Origin of the sequence: Thermococcus sp. (genome assembly GCF_027023865.1) — an archaeon.
GTDB lineage: Archaea > Methanobacteriota_B > Thermococci > Thermococcales > Thermococcaceae > Thermococcus.
Map to the genome: position 1 here is coordinate 12,397 of NZ_JALVUC010000015.1, position 16,887 is coordinate 29,283.

Annotated in this window: 14 protein-coding genes and 2 tRNA genes; 11 read left to right on the top strand and 5 right to left on the bottom strand. The window is 51.6% G+C overall.

What is annotated here, in order from left to right:
- Window positions 1–45 precede the first annotated feature (45 nt).
- From MV421_RS04715 to MV421_RS04730, 4 genes are all read left to right on the top strand, one after another.
- Window positions 46–2,694, top strand: coding sequence for a DUF499 domain-containing protein (locus tag MV421_RS04715; RefSeq protein WP_297502994.1), 2,649 nt, complete (start codon window positions 46–48; stop codon window positions 2,692–2,694).
- Between the two features lie 262 nt (window positions 2,695–2,956).
- Window positions 2,957–3,415, top strand: coding sequence for a hypothetical protein (locus MV421_RS04720; protein ID WP_297502992.1), 459 nt, complete (start codon window positions 2,957–2,959; stop codon window positions 3,413–3,415).
- Window positions 3,412–5,421, top strand: a complete 2,010-nt coding sequence (locus MV421_RS04725) for a hypothetical protein (protein ID WP_297502990.1) — start codon at window positions 3,412–3,414, stop codon at window positions 5,419–5,421. The genes MV421_RS04720 and MV421_RS04725 overlap by 4 nt, the downstream gene beginning before the upstream one ends.
- Window positions 5,418–7,073 (top strand): ATP-dependent helicase, encoded by a 1,656-nt coding sequence (locus tag MV421_RS04730; protein ID WP_297502989.1) that lies wholly within the window; start codon window positions 5,418–5,420, stop codon window positions 7,071–7,073. The genes MV421_RS04725 and MV421_RS04730 overlap by 4 nt, the downstream gene beginning before the upstream one ends.
- A 375-nt stretch (window positions 7,074–7,448) precedes the next feature.
- On the opposite strand, the gene MV421_RS04735 is transcribed toward MV421_RS04730, so the two are convergent.
- The 5 genes from MV421_RS04735 to MV421_RS04755 form a co-directional block, all read right to left on the bottom strand.
- Window positions 7,449–7,526 (bottom strand) — tRNA-Ile (locus MV421_RS04735).
- Window positions 7,527–7,539: 13 nt separating this feature from the next.
- Window positions 7,540–7,617 (bottom strand) — tRNA-Glu (locus MV421_RS04740).
- Window positions 7,618–7,664: 47 nt separating this feature from the next.
- Window positions 7,665–8,669 (bottom strand): DUF1616 domain-containing protein, encoded by a 1,005-nt coding sequence (locus tag MV421_RS04745; protein ID WP_297502987.1) that lies wholly within the window; start codon window positions 8,667–8,669, stop codon window positions 7,665–7,667.
- Window positions 8,666–8,917 carry a hypothetical protein gene (locus tag MV421_RS04750; RefSeq protein ID WP_297502985.1) on the bottom strand — a complete coding sequence of 84 codons (252 nt, stop codon included), beginning with the start codon at window positions 8,915–8,917 and terminating at the stop codon, window positions 8,666–8,668. Before MV421_RS04750 ends, MV421_RS04745 begins: the two co-directional genes overlap by 4 nt.
- Window positions 8,908–9,648 (bottom strand): hypothetical protein, encoded by a 741-nt coding sequence (locus MV421_RS04755; RefSeq protein ID WP_297502983.1) that lies wholly within the window; start codon window positions 9,646–9,648, stop codon window positions 8,908–8,910. Before MV421_RS04755 ends, MV421_RS04750 begins: the two co-directional genes overlap by 10 nt.
- A gap of 44 nt (window positions 9,649–9,692) precedes the next feature.
- On the opposite strand from MV421_RS04755, the gene MV421_RS04760 reads away from it, so the two are divergent.
- The 7 genes from MV421_RS04760 to aglJ all read left to right on the top strand — a co-directional run bounded on the left by MV421_RS04760 (window position 9,693) and on the right by aglJ (window position 16,827).
- Window positions 9,693–11,465 (top strand): Ig-like domain-containing protein, encoded by a 1,773-nt coding sequence (locus MV421_RS04760; protein WP_297517953.1) that lies wholly within the window; start codon window positions 9,693–9,695, stop codon window positions 11,463–11,465.
- 5 nt (window positions 11,466–11,470) lie between these two features.
- Window positions 11,471–12,478 carry a DUF4350 domain-containing protein gene (locus tag MV421_RS04765; protein ID WP_297517962.1) on the top strand — a complete coding sequence of 336 codons (1,008 nt, stop codon included), beginning with the start codon at window positions 11,471–11,473 and terminating at the stop codon, window positions 12,476–12,478.
- A complete protein-coding gene (locus MV421_RS04770; protein WP_297502980.1) occupies window positions 12,468–13,397 on the top strand; it encodes a MoxR family ATPase in 930 nt (309 codons plus the stop codon). Before MV421_RS04765 ends, MV421_RS04770 begins: the two co-directional genes overlap by 11 nt.
- 3 nt (window positions 13,398–13,400) lie before the next feature.
- Window positions 13,401–14,702, top strand: coding sequence for a DUF58 domain-containing protein (locus tag MV421_RS04775; RefSeq protein WP_297502978.1), 1,302 nt, complete (start codon window positions 13,401–13,403; stop codon window positions 14,700–14,702).
- Window positions 14,699–15,253, top strand: a complete 555-nt coding sequence (locus MV421_RS04780) for a hypothetical protein (RefSeq protein ID WP_297502976.1) — start codon at window positions 14,699–14,701, stop codon at window positions 15,251–15,253. The genes MV421_RS04775 and MV421_RS04780 overlap by 4 nt, the downstream gene beginning before the upstream one ends.
- A 144-nt stretch (window positions 15,254–15,397) precedes the next feature.
- Window positions 15,398–15,898, top strand: a complete 501-nt coding sequence (locus MV421_RS04785; protein ID WP_297517956.1) for a glycosyltransferase family 2 protein — start codon at window positions 15,398–15,400, stop codon at window positions 15,896–15,898.
- On the top strand, window positions 15,898–16,827 hold the full coding sequence (gene aglJ / locus MV421_RS04790) for an S-layer glycoprotein N-glycosyltransferase AglJ (RefSeq protein ID WP_297503724.1): 930 nt from the start codon (window positions 15,898–15,900) through the stop codon (window positions 16,825–16,827). Before MV421_RS04785 ends, aglJ begins: the two co-directional genes overlap by 1 nt.
- The last annotated feature ends 60 nt before the right edge of the window (window positions 16,828–16,887 follow it).

Sequence of the window (16,887 nt, forward strand, 5' to 3'; positions counted from 1 at the left end):
GAAAGCCCAAATACTCCTGAGAGTATATGGTTCGGAGGTGTAACCATGGAGCTGAAGCCGTTTTACCAGATCGCCATTCCCCACGATGACATAAAGGAGGGAAGGTTCACCCTCGATACTTTCGCCGCTGACCTTTGGAGCGTTTACCAGAACAAGGGGCCTGAGGACTATAGGAACCCTGAGCTCTTCTGGGAGAGGACGTACATAACGAGCGGGTTGAGTGCTCTCCTTGACATAGCAAGGAAGAGGCTCCTCGAAGGCGTTGGGGATGCTGTGATACAGCTCCAGACGCCCTTTGGTGGTGGTAAGACACACTCGCTTATAGCGCTCTACCACAAGGCCCGTGAGTGGGACGCGAATGTAGTTGTTCTCGATGGAACCGCCTTTGACGCGAGGGAGGTTATCCTCTGGGAAGAACTTGAGCGTCAGCTTACCGGCAGTGCAAACCGCCTCAAGGGCAACGTTGCCCCAGGGAAGATAAAGCTATCAGAGCTCCTCGAGGAGAAGGCGCCAGTACTGATTCTCGTTGATGAACTTCTGGAGTACATGGTAAAAGCCGCGGGGGTAACGGTTGGAGAGACCACCCTTGCGGATCAGACGCTGGCCTTCATCCACGAGCTCACCGAGGTCGTGAAATCCACCGATAGGGTTCTTCTTGTCATGACCCTCCCGTCCAGCATTCTCGAACACTATTCCGAGAAGGCTGAAGAGTACTTTCAGAAGCTCCAAAAGATAGCAGGACGCTCTCAGAAGGTGTTCACCCCGGTACAGGAAGAGGAAGTCCACGACGTCATCAGGAAGAGGCTTTTCAAGAGGATTGATGAGACCGAGATGGAGGCCATCGTGAAGCGTGTGGTTGAGTACCTTGAGAAGGAAGGCCTCATCCCGGAGGGCCTCAACGCCTATCAGTACCGCCAGAGGTTCCTCAGAAGCTATCCCTTCCAGCCGGAAGTCATTGATGTTCTCTACCACCGCTGGGGCAGTCTACCGAAGTTCCAGAGGACGAGGGGTGTGCTGAGACTTCTCTCCATAGTGGTTCACTCGCTCATCGGAAGGGATGTGCCCTTCATCAGGCTCTCTGACTTCGACTTGAGTGTCAAGACGCTCAGAGACGAGCTCATAGACATCATCGGAGAGAGCAGGTACTATTCCGTCCTTGATGCGGACGTTCTCTCGCCCAACTCGGGTGCAAAGCGAGTGGACAGGATGCTCGGTGAATCCTATGAGCACTATCGCGTGGGGACGAGAGCGGCAACCGTCATCTTCATGTACTCCTTTTCAGGTGGCGACGTGAAAGGGGCCACTACGAAGGAGATAAAGCTCTCCTGTGCCGATACAAGGTACTCGAGCAGTATAGTGGGAGACGCCATCCTCTACCTCAAGGACAACCTCCTCTACCTCCACTATCGCGATGGTCGGTACTTCTTCAGCCTCGAGCCGAGCCTCAACAAGCTCGTTGTGGACGAGATGAATAACGTGAGCGAGGAGCAGATACGGGAGGTTGAGCACGAACTTCTGAAGGGCCAGCTCAAGGGGAGGTACTTCAAGATCTATCTGTGGCCGAGTAAACCTGTGGACGTTCCAGATAGTGACCCGAGTTTGAAGCTTGTTGTCCTTCCAGAGTACGACAAGGAGAAGGTTCTCCAGATTCTGCAGTCTTATGGAGGTAGCGAAAGAGTTCACAAGAACACCCTCATCTTCCTCGTTCCAAGGGAAACGGAGAGGGCCAGTTTCAATAGACTCGTGAGGAGGTATATTGCTTGGAAGATTATTGACGAAAAGGCAAAGAAGGGTTCTCTGGAACTCACTACGGAGCAGAGGGAAGATGTAAAGGAGAATCTGAAGCGAGCAAGGGAGGACATCGTTCAGAAGATAGCAGAGCTTTACAGGCTCGTACTGCTCCCAACTCGTGGAGGCTACGAAGAGCTTGACCTCGGCATGAAGCCAGTGGGCATCAAGAAGACTATCGAGGAGCTCGTCTATGAGAAGCTCCGGGAGGAGGGTAAGCTCGTCGAGAAGATGGCTCCAGTGGTCATTGAGATGAAGTACTTGGATGGGAAGAACTACGTTTCGACGAAGGCACTCTACGAGAGCTTCCTCAAGACTCCAGGGATGCCACTTTTGAAGAGCAAGAGCGTGCTTATAGACGCGATAAGGCAGGGGGTAAGCGAGGGGCGCTTTGGATTGGGATACATCACTGGAGAGGAGGTAACCTGCGAGTACCTCGGTGAAAAGCCAACGGTGACTCTTGACGAGAAGGAGGTCATCGTGAACAGGAAGTACTGTGAAGAGCTGAGGGCAAGAGCAAAGGCTGAGGCTGAAGCAAAAGCTGAAGCTCAAGCTATAGCTCAAGAGAAAGCTCCAGCTGAAAGCATAGCTGAAGCTCGTGTGGAGGAATGGAAGCCTCCAGCAGTCAGGGATAAGCAGGCTGTACTTGTGCCATCAGAGGGGAAGAGCAGAGAGGAAGTCGTTGGAAGTCAGGTAGAGTCCATTCACCTACACCTGACACTGGGCCCCGGAACTGGAGGGCTGAGAGACATATTGAGGGCGTTGAATCTGCTGAAAAGCAAGTTTGAGAAGGTTACCATCGAGATAAGGGCAGAGAAGGGGAATATGAGCCAGACAGAGTACGAAAATCTGCTTGAGACTTTCAGACAGCTTGGGATTGACGTTGAAGAACTTGAGGAGGAGTAAGCCTCCTTCTTTGTTTCCCTTATAAGTAGTTTGTGGGGGTTTGATTCACGAGTCACGATTCACGACCCTACTCAACGCTATCAATGAAGGTCCTTCCAACTGCCCACCACCTCGTGGATCGTGAGTTGTGAATCAACCCTATGAGTACTATATTTTGACCTATTGTCAGGTTTCATCCTCAATTTTGGGTGGGCTTATCCACAAAATTGAGACGAAAAGCTTTTATATAGTGTGCGCACACATAATAGTGAGGTGAAATCAGATGGGTAGGTACAATCTGTACATACCTGCCTCCACAAAGTACCTTCTCAGAAGAGCTTCGAAGAGATTTATGACCACACAGGTAGAGCTGGCAAAAAAGATAGCCCGTGGGGAGATTACTCTTGAAGACATAACCTACTGGGGCCTTGATTTGAAGGACAAGGAGAGAATACGGTTTCTCAAGGAAACAGAGGAAGAGTTCTCTTTCAAAGCAATCTTCCCGGTTCGCACGGATAACCCAGACGAGATGAGGGGGTGTATAAAGGCCGTAAACGCTATCGTGGATGGTGTCGTGAAGGAGTTCTATAGGAAGCACGAAGACCTCCCCGCTGCTCTCAACTACGTCTCAATAGCACTTCACAGAATAGCCAGAGAAGGTGGGCTTACAGAATGGGATAGAAAAACCATCAAGAGCCACATTGAACTTCTCCAAGAGTTTCTTGGGGGTGATGACCAATGAGGCCAAAGTACGTCAGCCTCATCAGTGATGAGGACAGGGCAATCCTCGAAAACGGGGAGGCCCTGCACGGCATGATAAAGAGGTACTTGCAGTTTCTCTATGAGGACATAGACCAGGAGTACTGGTTCGAGGTAAGGATTCTGAGAATGGATGGCAGTGTGAAGCGGAGAATGTTCAAGATCAAGGAGATTGGAGGGGCCACAAATCACATTATCAAAGAGATGAGCTCAGACCGCAAAATAAAGGGCATATACGTCACGATAAATCCAGCGGGAGGCCAGAAGGCGGGCTCTTTTACGAACGATGACATACTCAAAGTGATAAACTTGCCCATTGACGTAGATATCTTCCATAGTAGGGCGCCGTCAGAGGTTGAGCTATCAGCGGTGAAGGAAGCAATAAAGAAGACCGTCCAGAGGCTGTTTGGAAAGTACGACTTCAGATATATGCTCGTCTTCTCAGGCTTTGGATTCCATGTGTACCTCAAGGTGAACCCCGTTGAGGTTGGTGACAGAAACTGGCAGGCGGCTTTCAGGGAAGTCGGAAGGGAACTCGCAGAGGAGTTTGAAAAGGTACTCAAGGAGAGTATAGGCTTGGACTACTCTTATCTCGTCGAGAACGCTGTAGATAAGAGCGTATACAATCCTTCGCGTATTATGAGAGTTGCATGGACGGTGAACAGACGCGAGATATCTGGAATCATCTATGAGGCAGTCTCAAAGATAGTTGAAGTTTCTGGAACGAACAGGCTTGAACTCGAAAGCCTCATTGAGAGAAAGCTTCAAGAGGGAGTTACAACTCAGGAAGAACTTCACATTGATAACAGGGGTAATACAAAGCTCAACAGCGAGGAAAAAGACGATTTGGTGGGAGTCCTGAAAAGGTACTACATGCCGGGCAGGAGGCACAATCTCATACTTGGATTTGCCGCCTTTGCTTGGCACAGAGGAATTCCGGTGGAGGATACACTTGAAGTTGTGAGAAGAGTGTACATTGAGACCCAGGATAGTGATCCGTGGGAGGACCGGGAGAGGGCAGTTCTGGATACGTACTCAGCGACACTGAAGAACTACAAGAGCTATCTTGGGAAAGGCACTATCTGGGAACTCAACAGAGTACTCCGTTCCTATTACCAGCGGGCAATGAGAAAAACAATGGACAGGCCAAGTGAGTACTCCGTAACAAGTTCTCAGAGAGTTCTCTCCAATGATTTTGACATTCTCGAGTGGCTTATTGAACGCACCTCTGATATAATCAAGGAGGTAGATGAGAGGAGTGGCAAGGTAACGTATAAAGTTTCATTCACCGTGGAGACAGTAGGGAAGGTTGAGACCATCGTTCTCAAGAACAAGGAGCGGACAGACAAGGAAAAGATGTTCTATTCCCTCAATGAAGACTTTATGGCTCATTTTGGGGTTTACATCGTTGATCCGCTTTCAATCAGGAAGCTCAACAAACAGGAAAAGAGGAAACTCAACGAGATTCTCGCCAAAATAATGCTGGATTACTATGCATTCGTTACAAGAAACGCGAAAGAGATTGTAATAGAGGAGTACGAAGAGGTCAAGAACGTTTTCCTGGATATCATCGAGACCGAGGTCTTTGAGATAGTGAAAATCGACGAGCTGAATTCAATAAGCGGAGACCGTGTCGATGAGCTGTTCAGGAAGAGGATAATGATCTACGCCGAAAACGAGAACAGAGTCTACTTTGATCCTCATCTCCTTGAGTATGGATCTGACATCCGTGGATTCGCCAGAACTCTTGCCAAGTTCCTTCACAGAATGGGGATTATTGACAAGAAAACTTGGAGAGAAGTCAGACGGAGCAAATCTTTGAAGAATGGAAGACACGTATACCTCTATTACCTGATTTCAGACAGGTTCTTTGACTTCCTTGAGAAAGAGAACACCATGAAGCCCCCCATAAGGACCATTGATGAGTACTTGAACGAACAAGAGTATGTGGATCTTGATGAGATCGTCGAGGAGAGTGTTGCAGCATGAATAGCCAGATAACAATACTGGGGCCTCCCGGAACGGGGAAGACCTCCGCTCTCATCCACCTTTACAGGTACCTCACAGGAGACACTTCCCCGGATGTTGAGAACTTCGTACAGCAATACGGTTTCGATAGGGTTATTACACGGACGGACTACACGAGCGACGAGGTTCTCTTTCTTACCTTCACAACTTCTGCTGTCAGGGTTCTGAAAGAGAGAGGCATCTACAATGCGCATACCCTGCATAGTTATATCACAAAGGTTCTTATGAGAAATAAGCTTCTCACCCCTGCGAGATTTATGAGAGATCCGTTTATTGCCGCGATGATGGAAATGAACTATGGCTACGACTTCAGGGATCGCTTCAGTTCACATCCATCGAACGTTGCCGAGATAAGGTACAACTACTATTTCAACGTCTATTATGACAAGAGCAACGAGGAGATTCTTGAGATCATAAAACAGCAGGAAAAGACTGACGTATATCAAAGGATAAGGGATTATGTGGCATGGAAGAAGGAGAGGGGCATTTTTGACTATGTGTCAGTTCTCAGGTACTTCCTCACGACTACTCCTGTGACACTATCTCTGGAGAAAGAGGGCGGTGAGCCCCGGGTAATGATAATGGACGAATCCCAAGACTTCAGTCCCCTTCAATGGGCAGTTGTGAGGAGATTGGTAAGTATTGGCTTTCTTGACTACGTTATCGCGGCTGGAGATCCAAACCAGTCGATATATTCATTCCAGGGGGCTGATTCTTCTGAGTTTGGAAAGTTCATGGCATCTGGTACCGTTGTTGTGTTGAAGAGAAGTCATAGACTGCCCAAGCACGTGTACAACAAAGCAGAGATGCTTACACGGTGGCTCGGAACCCACTTCGAATATGAACCACGTGAGGAACAAGGTAAGGCCATCACAGAGTACCTGAAAAAGTCCAATCTCATCAGAATGGACAGGACAACCGGTGATAAGATAGTGCAGGTTCTTGAGGATATTATGGACGAAAATAAGACCGTATTTGTCCTTACACGGACAAACAAGCAAGCGAGGGAGCTTGAAAAGTACATCATTGAATCAGGATACAGGGTCTCGAGGATAAAGAATGATGACAGCCTATATGACCTTCTTGAGGAGGTTATTGCCTTTGAGGAGAGAAGAAGCATTGGAATGAGGTTGTTCTTTGCTGTGACGTCTCTGAATGAGGAAGGGATTCGGCTCCGCTCTCTCTTCAAAACACCTGTGGAAGCCATAGTCAAGGTCGAAGAATGTTTCAATATAGGAAAGAATCTCGATGACGAAGATAACAGGGCAAGAGATTGCTCTGATACGGCTTTATCCCTCACGAAGTTCATTGAGCACCATTACCTTGATGTCCTCGATCCGGAAGAAAAGCGTGTTTTGGCCGGACTCAGGGAAAAGAGGAATGGGAAGGAGGTCTACGTGGATACGATGCACGCTGCAAAGGGAGAAGAGGCCGATATCGTCATTGTCATTGATTTCGTGAATCGCAAGATTGAAAGGGAGATTCAGAGGGATAGAAAGGCTCTGAATGGAGAAGTGAGGGTTCTTTATGTTGCGATGACTCGTGCTCGGGAGAAGTTGTATGTGCTCACAAGCAAGTCGAAGCGATCTATATTGGGGTACGTGAGGTTTTGAGTTCTGGTGGGGGGCAATAACCCCCCGACCATATGCAATTCACGTGGTAAGACAGTATCCACATGGCCACCTCGAGGTGACCATCAATATCTCACTCCCTCGAAATAAAACTTGCCTTTGTATCAGTCGAGTATTCTTGATGTGTGGTCATTGAGAGGAGTAATGTACATAAGACCGTCCGCCAAATAGTATCAAAATTGTGATGATAGTGTGCATGAGGAGGGAACAACATGAGAAGGCGTGTATGTATCACGGTGAGCGACCAAATTTTGGCCTTTATTGAGGAGAACGACTTTCAGAAATCTGCATTTTTTGAGGCAGCAGCACTTTTCTTTATTGCCAGTCTTGGAGGAAAACGTTCCGAGGCAAGAAATATGGTGGGCCCGCGGGGCTTCGAACCCCGGACCTCCCGCTTATCAGGCGGGCGCTCTGACCAGGCTGAGCCACGGGCCCGCGAGAAAGGTTTTGGTGCCCGGGCCGGGATTTGAACCCGGGTCGCGGGATCGAGAGTCCCGCATGATTGACCGGGCTACACCACCCGGGCGCTTCCGGCATTAGGACTGAGAGAGGGTTTAAAAAGTTTTCGGTAGCTCAACGGACGTTAACGTTCAGCTTCAGGCTCTGTATCGTCCCGTTCACGGCTTCAAGGATGAGGTTCCTCGCGGGGGTTTCCGCGTAGTTTCCGTCCGGTGGGGCCGGAGGAAGCTTAGGCTGTTTGCCTTTAAAGAGGAGGAACCAGAGCTGCCACTCCCCGGGTTTGTTGATGCTGAAGGTGTAGTTCTTCTCGAACTCCGGCGTCCAGTTTCCTTCAATGTTCACCGGAACGTTGGGCAGTGTAACGTTGAACCAGCCGGGCATTCTGTACATTCCGTGGATGATTGTAGTGTTCGTCCGGTTGTCCCAGGTCAGGTTTACTAGCCACATCTGGACGTAGTAGGTAACGTTCCCTCCCTCGTGGTTGACTATGCCTATTATGACCGTGCCGTTCTCCCCGACAAGGAGGTTGGTAGGATAATTGTCGGCCTTTCCGCCCGGGCCGAGGATGTAGAACTCCGTGAAGTGCTCTCCCGGCTTTGGATGCGTCACTACGTAGCCGAGGGTGGCAATTGAAGTGACGATCGCGACTATCAACACCACCGTGAGGGCCTTGTCGAGTTTGCTCGAGCGCTCCCATTCAAGTTCACCCTTAATCTCGTCGAGGATTACCCATGGAATCCAGGGCTTAATGGCGTTCTTCCGGCGGTGAACGGCCGCCATTGCAGAGACCACGTTGAAAACGGTCAGACTGACGAGTATTGGGTTTAGCCGGATGCCCCAGGGGGTGTAGTTGAGGGCGAGGCCTATGAGCGGAACAATGGCGATGCTCAGGCCGAAGCTCAAAGCCAACCTTTCGAGGTTGTCAAGCTCTTTCCGCTCGGGAAAGAGGGCGGTTATGAAGACATAGCCCGGGAAGAAGAGGACGAAGGCTAGTCCAAGGGCTTTTCTGGACAGACTGTCCGGAAAGAAGAATATCAGTAGGTCTAGGAGGGTGGAGAGGAATACAATAGTGAGCAGGTCCCAGTACTTCCAGGCTCCCTCGGGTTCCGAGCCACTCACGACGCTCCCCCCGAGAGCACTTCGTAGACCTTCTTGAGGACTATCAGGGTGAAGAGCAGTATCAGGAGTTCAACAAGGGGCTTCATGCCCTCCTTCTGCTCCCTATCGAGGAAGAGACCCCCAACCTCGAGCGTGATGAGAATGCCTATGAGGGTTAGGGTCAGGAAAACATCAACACTACCCACTATGATCGCCGACAGAAGGATCCACACCGCCAGGAACAGGAGCATGTAGTCCTCTACATCCATTCCTCAACTCTCCCCATTCTTCTGGCTTTTATCTCCACGCCGGCCTTTCCCGGGTCTAAGGATTCCACCGCTATCACTTCCCCACTCGCCTTGGCGATTCCCCTCAAAATCGAGGCACAGATGGGACAGGGAAATCTCTCGCAGTTTATTGGTGGGCACTCAAAGTCAGGACTCACGATTACCCTGATCTCGCTTCCCTCCTCCTCTATGTAAACCCTCCTGGCCAGGTTGAGGGATTTCAGAACGGATCCCGCGGCGGATTCCACCTCGGGGATGCTTGTAAGGGGCCCCTCAAGGTGCTCTTCGTACTTCTCCACGAGTTCCTTTCCCAGGGTCGGCAGGAGAAGGCCCATCTTCCTCTCATCGGGGACGTCCGTGACGAAGATGGAGCCTTCATCGAACCTCGCGGGGTCAAGGTCGAAGTCCTCCCTAAGGGGTATAAAAACACCCCCGTCTGGAAGGTTCTTGTAGGGAGGTAGGTAGACGCTCTTTCCCTCAAGGGCAAGGCCCTCCAGGAGGGAGTTGGCAAGATTCCGCTGGGATTTTATCATAATGTTGAGGGATCCTTTCTTGACGTAGGAGGAAGACTTGAACGTGAGGACGATGGCGGTGAGGAAAAGCGCTGCCAATCCAAGGTTCAAATAACCCGTCTCGCCACGTATAAAACCAATCACCGCGAGTGCGCTTCCAGTCAGGGCAAGTAGAGCGCTTGAGATGTACTTTGCCTCCATCTTTACCGGGAGTTGGAACCACCGCTAACCTTAAAAGATTTGCCTTGGGAGGTCAAACGATAGCGATGAGGAAGGCCCTCCTTGCATTAATGACAATCATGCTACTCCTATCATCCGGTATGGTTTATTCTGAGGGCTTTAAAACTGCAAAAATGGGTGACTACGGGGTTTACCTCTACTTCCAGGGGGTTCTCAAGGAGTTCAACGACGTCCTTGGAGGTCTCCCTGGCAACGAGAGCACCGGTTACACCGTGGAGGACTTTGTAAACCAGACGGCCCTTATAATGAACGTGGTGGAGGAGTACTCCGCCTTTGGGATCCCCCGGAGTTCCGTAACCGTTGCGACACAGTTTGATTATCTTGGAAAGGACGCCATGGCATTTTACAGAGATAAAATCCGATTCAAAGGAGAGATGAAAGCCGGGGAGTATATCAAAGCCAGAAACACGCTGATTGAGATGAAGGGCATCCTCAATGACATGGCCGGCAGGGTCGATACCCTTTCCAGGATGGAGTTCAAGGAGAAGAATGGAACCATAGTCCGGTTCAATTTAAGTGAGACGGTAGTCAGATTGGATGGCCTACGTAGCCTTGTTAGGGAATGGGAGGAAGTCCTGAACAGACTCGAAGGGCCAAAGGAGTTCTCGATATACCTGCAGACCCCACGGGTCATATTAAATGAGAGCGCTTCCTTCTACGGCTACCGTTTGAACCTGACCAACGTGACAGTATTCATAGATGGCGCTCCTTATGAACCTAAGGTAAAGGGAAACAGCTTCTACCTCAACCACACCTTCACCGAGCCGGGGATTCACGTGGTGTACGCGGTGGCCTTAAACGGTTCGGCAGTTGTCAAATCCAACGTCCTAACGGTTAGGGTTCGTAGAATACCGACGGTGATAGCAGCTCACCAAGAGGGCAGATACATTACTGGGGTTCTGATGGGCTACACCGGTAGGGGGCTCCCCGATGAGACCCTAACAATACGTGTGGGTGGGAAAAATTACTCGGTAGAAACCAGCGGGAGCGGGAATTTCAGTTTCTCCCTGCCAGGGTCATTCAAATCCTGTAACGTAACGGTTATCTTCAATGGAAACGGGGGATATGCACCTTCCGCTGTGGCCGTGGCTGTCCGGCCCCCAAAGAAGAGGCTGTCGATAGTGATAACCTCGGCTTCTCGGGATGTAAAGGAAGGGCCTGTGGAAATAGAGGGTAGGATAATCGGAACGAAGGAAATGATCCCCGTTGAGGTTTACATCGACGGGAACCTCTCCTCCGTTGTGGGCGTGGCCCCAAACTTCACCCTGACGGTAACGCTCGAGAGGGGCACCCATACCGTTTACCTGCGGTTCCCTGGCAATGAAGAGTTCGCTGAGAGCACCTCAAACTCCCTGAAGTTCAACGTGAGGGCTGAATCCTACACTAGGAGAATCGCCATGCTCGTAGCTTTGCTTGCACTCGGGGCACTTGGGTACTGGGCTATGTCAAGGGTTAAACCAAAACCCAAGGAGGGACCCTCCCAAACCGTTCCCCAGAAAAAAGCCTGGGAGGAGGCTGAAACAGCGGACCCCGTATCAGCTTACCGCGTCGTTTACAGAACACTGCTCAGGGTTTACAGACTTCCCCGCTCAACTACCCCCAGGGAACTCCTGTCAAGGTTCAAAAACGCACCGTTTGGAAAGTGGCTGAGGGAAGCAACGGGATTCCATGAGATGGTTTTCTATCGCGGAACCAAACTGAGGGCCAGGGAAGTCCTCAGGGCGCTCAAAGCCGTGGCCATGACGATAGTCTCGATATTCGTGGGGGATGAGCTGTGAACAGGATGGCCTACATTATACTCCTCGTCGTTGGTATCGCGCTCCTTATCATGCCTCTCTCAGTCCCGGTCTTCAAGAGCAACGCCCAGTACAGCGTCCTCAACACGGGCTGGAACGGGACATCGGAGTTCGGAAAGCTCCTCTACTCCAAGGGTGGGGTCTCCCCAATACTCGGTCCCTACGATTCCGTGGGTCTAGACGGGGACAGGGGGACTCTCGTTGTAATAGGGCCTAACCTGCCCTTCACCAGCGGGGAGATAAAGGCCCTGAAGAAATTCCTTAAGGAGGGCAACACTCTCCTCCTGGCCGACAACTTCGGAACCGGGAACCAACTACTAAAGGGGTTGGGATTAAGGGAGAGGTTCTCATCCAAACCCCCCCTAACGCCGGTGTTCATAAAGAACAGGGACTTCCCCATAACGGCCGAGATTAAAACCCCCCTCTCCAGTGGGGTCAGCGTTCTCGTTATGTACAAACCCTCGGTTATCCTGAACCCGGTTAATCCCCTGGTCACCACCCCGAACGGCACCTACGTCGATGGAAAATACGGGGCCTTTGCAATCGTTGACATCGTCAAATACGGGAGGGGAAAGGTCATCCTTGTTTCGGACCCCGGCGTATTCACCAACTCCCTCTTCCGGGAAAACGAGCGTTTCATAGAGAACCTCCTCAACTACATGCCGGGACCCTACCTGATAGACGAGGCCCATCACAGGGACTTCAACCCGTACTCCTCCGGAACGATAACGATAAGGAGGGCCGTGAACAAAAGGCTGGTCTTTTACTACGTCCTCTTCATCGCGGCGCTGGCCTTCATAGTGGAGAGTGGGGTCTGGGTAAAACCGCTTGAATGGACACTGGCGCTCCTGAAGAAGTTCTTCAGGGAGAAAACCGAGGATATTGAGGAAACCGTTAAAAGTCTGGAGGGAGAGGGCCTCGACGGAGAGGTGCTGAGGAAGATGGTGAGGGAGATACAGACGGGGTCAAAGCTGGGTGGTGAAAATGGACGGTAAAGAGTTCATGAACTCGATCTTAAGGGAGGTTAAAAAGGCGGTTGTGGGAAAGGAAGAAGTTGTGGAGCTTCTTACGATAGCCCTACTCTCCAGCGGTCACGTTTTAATAGAGGGAATCCCCGGAGTTGCAAAAACGACGATAGCCAAGGCTTTCGCGAATGCCATCGGTTTGAAGTTTTCAAGGATACAGCTTACGCCCGACCTTTTGCCGGCGGACATAACGGGCATCTACTACTACGACCAGAAAACCGGGGAGTGGACGGTGAAATACGGGCCAATCTTCGCCAACGTCGTCCTGGCGGATGAGATAAACAGGGCACAGCCGAAGACCCAGTCAGCTTTGCTTGAGGCGATGCAGGAGAGGCAGGTGACAATAGAGGGAACCACCCACGAACTGCCGGAGCCGTTTATGGTGATAGCGACTATGAACCCCCTGGAGCACGAGGGGGTGTACATCCTTCCCGAGGCACAGCTAGACAGGTTCATGCTCAAGATAGAGATAGGCTTTCCCCCAAGGGAGGAGGAGATTCAGCTCCTAACAAGGAAAAGCAGGGAGGACTTTAGCGCTGTAAGTCCCGTGGTTACAAAGGAGGAACTGCTCGACCTAGCAAAAAGGGCCATGGAGGTGAAGGTCAGCGGGGGTATAATCGAGTACATTTACAACCTTGTATCCAGGACGAGAACCGATGAGAGACTCCTCTTCGGTGCATCGCCAAGGGCCGGGGAGCACCTTCTCTACGCGGCGAAGGCCTCGGCATTCCTCGACGGACGGGATTACGTCATCCCAGACGACGTGAAGAAGACCGCCGTCCCCGTGCTCTCCCATAGGGTCATCCTGAAGGCTGAATACGAGCTTGAGGGGCTGAAGACCAGGGACGTTATCGGGAACATCGTTAGAGAAACAGAGGTGCCGGTGTGACGGATGAAGCGGCAGGACTTCCTGGTCGTCCTCGCATTCATGTTGCTGCTCGAAGGCTACCTCAGTGGCAACGTAACCCCCGCGATCCTCGGTTTACTAGTTTCAATCTACCTCCTCATGGTTCGTTCTAAGGTGGCGGTTCTGGTGAGAGGAGAGAGGCACCTGGAGAGCACGAGGCTGGAGGAGGGGAAGCCCGCGGAAGTCCGGCTGGTTCTGAGGAACCGCGGGGGCAGAAGCTCAATAAGGGTTAACCAAGCGGCGGAGGGTTTTGAGGTAAGAACTCCCGGGGGGATGGAGCTTCTCCCAGGGGATGAGGTGGAGGTCTCGTACGCGATTAAACCCATCCACAAGGGTGAGTTTGAACTCCCCCCTGCGAAAGTCTTGGCCGAGGACGAGAGGGGCCTCTACAGGGGGACGTTTAAGATTGGAGAACCCCTGAAGCTCGCTGTTTACCCGTCCCTTGATTCCATAAAAGAGGCCGCGAGGATGAACCAGAACATCAAACTGGCCGAGGCGTACAAAAAGAACCCCCTGGCCGGGACGGAGGGGCTGGAGATAAAGGAGCTGAGGGAGTACCAGCACGGCGACGACTTCAAGAGGATAGACTGGAAGGCCAGCATGCGCCTCGGCGAGCTTATAGTCAGGGAAATGATTCGCGAGGACGACGCCGACGTTTACATCTTCGTCGACAACACATCGGAGATGAGGAAGGGGCTGAGAAAGGCCAAAGTGGACTACGCGGCAAACCTGGCCCTCCAGCTCGCGGCCGTGCTTTTAAAGGAGAGACACGTGGGAATGGTGATATACGACGAGCTTAAGGCGGAGTTCATACGCGCCGGAAGGGGGCCGGGACAGCTCGAGACCATGAGGCGGAAGCTCAACCTCCGGTGGGGTAGGGGCGAGATGAGCCTGCGCTTCGACATGAACCTCAAACTGAGCGGGAAGGCAAGAAGCTTCCTACGCAGGGTCTTCCCCCTGAAGAAGGGGAGAAGGGGTGCGAAGGGGGTCTTCGAGGGGCTTGACCTCGTAAAGCAACCCTCCGTTTTAATACTCATAACCGACCTCAGCAACCCCTCCGACGTCTACAGGGCCGTCGCGGTTGCCAGAAACACCCACAGGGTAATCATCCTTTCACCCAATCCGGTTCTGTTCTATTCGGAGAAACTGGATAGGGAAACGCTGAAGAAACTTTACAGGGCCTACTTGGAGAGGGAGGCCCTCATAAAGAAGTTCAACACCCTGGTTCCAACCGTAGACCTCGGGCCGAGCGACTACGTCAGGGAGCTTTCGAAGGTGATAGGATGATAGGCCTCGTAGCCACGCTGGTGGAAGCCCTAGCACTTCACGATTACCTCCTCTTCGTCGGTGCACTGGCCGTGTTTATCCCCTCACTCAAAAGCCGCGACCTCGGGCTGGTAGCCTACTTCATCTACACCCTCTACTTCACCCAGCGGGTGGACGTTACCTCGCTGTACTCTTACAGCGGGCTTACAAGGGCGCTGACCTTAAGCCTTGCCATGCTCCTCCTCCTCGAAGATGTCCTCAGGGGAAAACTCCGGGCTGGCAGGAAGGAAATCGTCCCATCAATCCTAACCCTCCTGGGGATCTTTACCCCTGAGGCCGTAATAGCGGGGGGACTGCTCTACCTCACGGTGAGGATCCCATCCGCGTGGGGGGTACTGTTTGCAGGAATAGCCACGGGGATGGTGGCTTTACTCAAGGGCACACTGGTTAGTCTAGGAACTTCCGGGCAGGTGGCAACGGTTTCAGCGGTGACGCTGGGTGCTATTGCAGTCCTGTACATGCTGAAGGGGCCGGAGGGCAGGCCGATGCTTGAAAATGACAGAGAAGTATAAAATGCCCGAAAGTAATTCAATTAAAACCACCCTAAAATCAACAATCAGGACGGAACGCACAAGGGAGTTACACGATGGAGGGGAATATTTAAAAATCCGGAATATGAGACCAGCAACTAGTATACGAGAGTTGCAGGTGGTCGGATGAGAACCCTCATAATAATCCCAGCATACAACGAAGAATTAACGATTGGCTCAGTCGTTGCTTTAGCCAGGAAGTACGGGGATGTTCTCGTTGTTGATGACGGCTCCAGCGATAGAACTTCTGAGATTGCACAAAATGCTGGAGCCATTGTTGTTAAGCATGAAACTAATATGGGGAAGGGGGCTGCGCTGAGAACGGGGTTTGATTATGCTCTAGCCAATGGTTATGATGCTGCTGTATGTTTAGATGCCGACGGGCAGCACAACCCCGGGGAGATACCGAAACTTCTGGAGCCGATACTTAAAGACGAGGCCGACATGGTAATAGGCTCAAGGTTCCTCGACGGGGCCAAGAAGAGCATTCCATTATACAGAAGGCTCGGCCTCTGGATTCTCAACACCACCACAAACGCAAGCCTAGACGGAAACCTGAAGGTCACGGACTCCCAGTCCGGATTCAGGGCGATGAAATGGGTCTGGATCAGTATGGGGGGAGCATAGTGGACTACCAAAAAGACATTCAACCAGAAAACGTGACCATACTCATCCCGACAAAAAATGAAGAGGGCGGCATCGGTGAGGTTATAGACGGCTTTAAGGGGCTCGGCTACACAAACATCCTCGTCATCGACGGTCACAGTACCGACAGGACAAGGGAGATTGCCGAGGCTAAAGGCGCCAGAGTTGTCCTCCAAAGCGGAAGGGGAAAGGGACAGGCAGTTGCAGAGGCGTTTAAGCTCATAGACAGTGAGGTTGTTGTTCTAATCGATGGCGACGGAACCTACGACCCGAAGGACGTGGGGAAACTCCTTCAGCCAATTGAGAGGGGGATAGCCGAGCACGTCATCGGGAACAGGCTGGTGGATTATGAAGACGGGGCCTTTACGAGGCTGAACCTCATCGGCAACAAAATATTCAACTCGCTCTTCCGTTTTATGTACGGCGTTGAAGTCCATGACCTCCTAACCGGGTACAGAGCCCTCACAAGGGATCTCTATAAGAGTGTGGAGCTTGAGAAGCAAGGGTTTGAAGTCGAGACGGAGCTGACGGTCGAGACGATAGCGAAGGGATTTAGAATAGCCGAGGTGCCCATAAGCTACCGCGAAAGGAAGGGGAAGGCAAATCTTCATCCGGTAAAGGACGGATGGGGGATTGGAAGAACGATAATAGAGCTACTCGTTCGCTACAACCCGGCAAGATACCTCTACTTTCTTGGAACCCTTTTCCTCATCCTCGGGTTCATCTCGGGGGTCTATGTGGTTCATGAATGGCTCAACCATGTCTCCCACAACCTGCTCGCCATAGTCACGGCAATCCTCGTGCTGGGAGGGGTGCAGTTCATGGCTGTTGGCTTCGTGATGACCTATATGTTCAGGGTCATGACCGAGATCAAGAAGAGCCTGAGGGAGATAAAACAGAACGGCAGGTGAAAGGGTGAAACCAAAAGTTGCAATTATCGGACTGAGAGGGATTCCGTCCAAATACGGAGG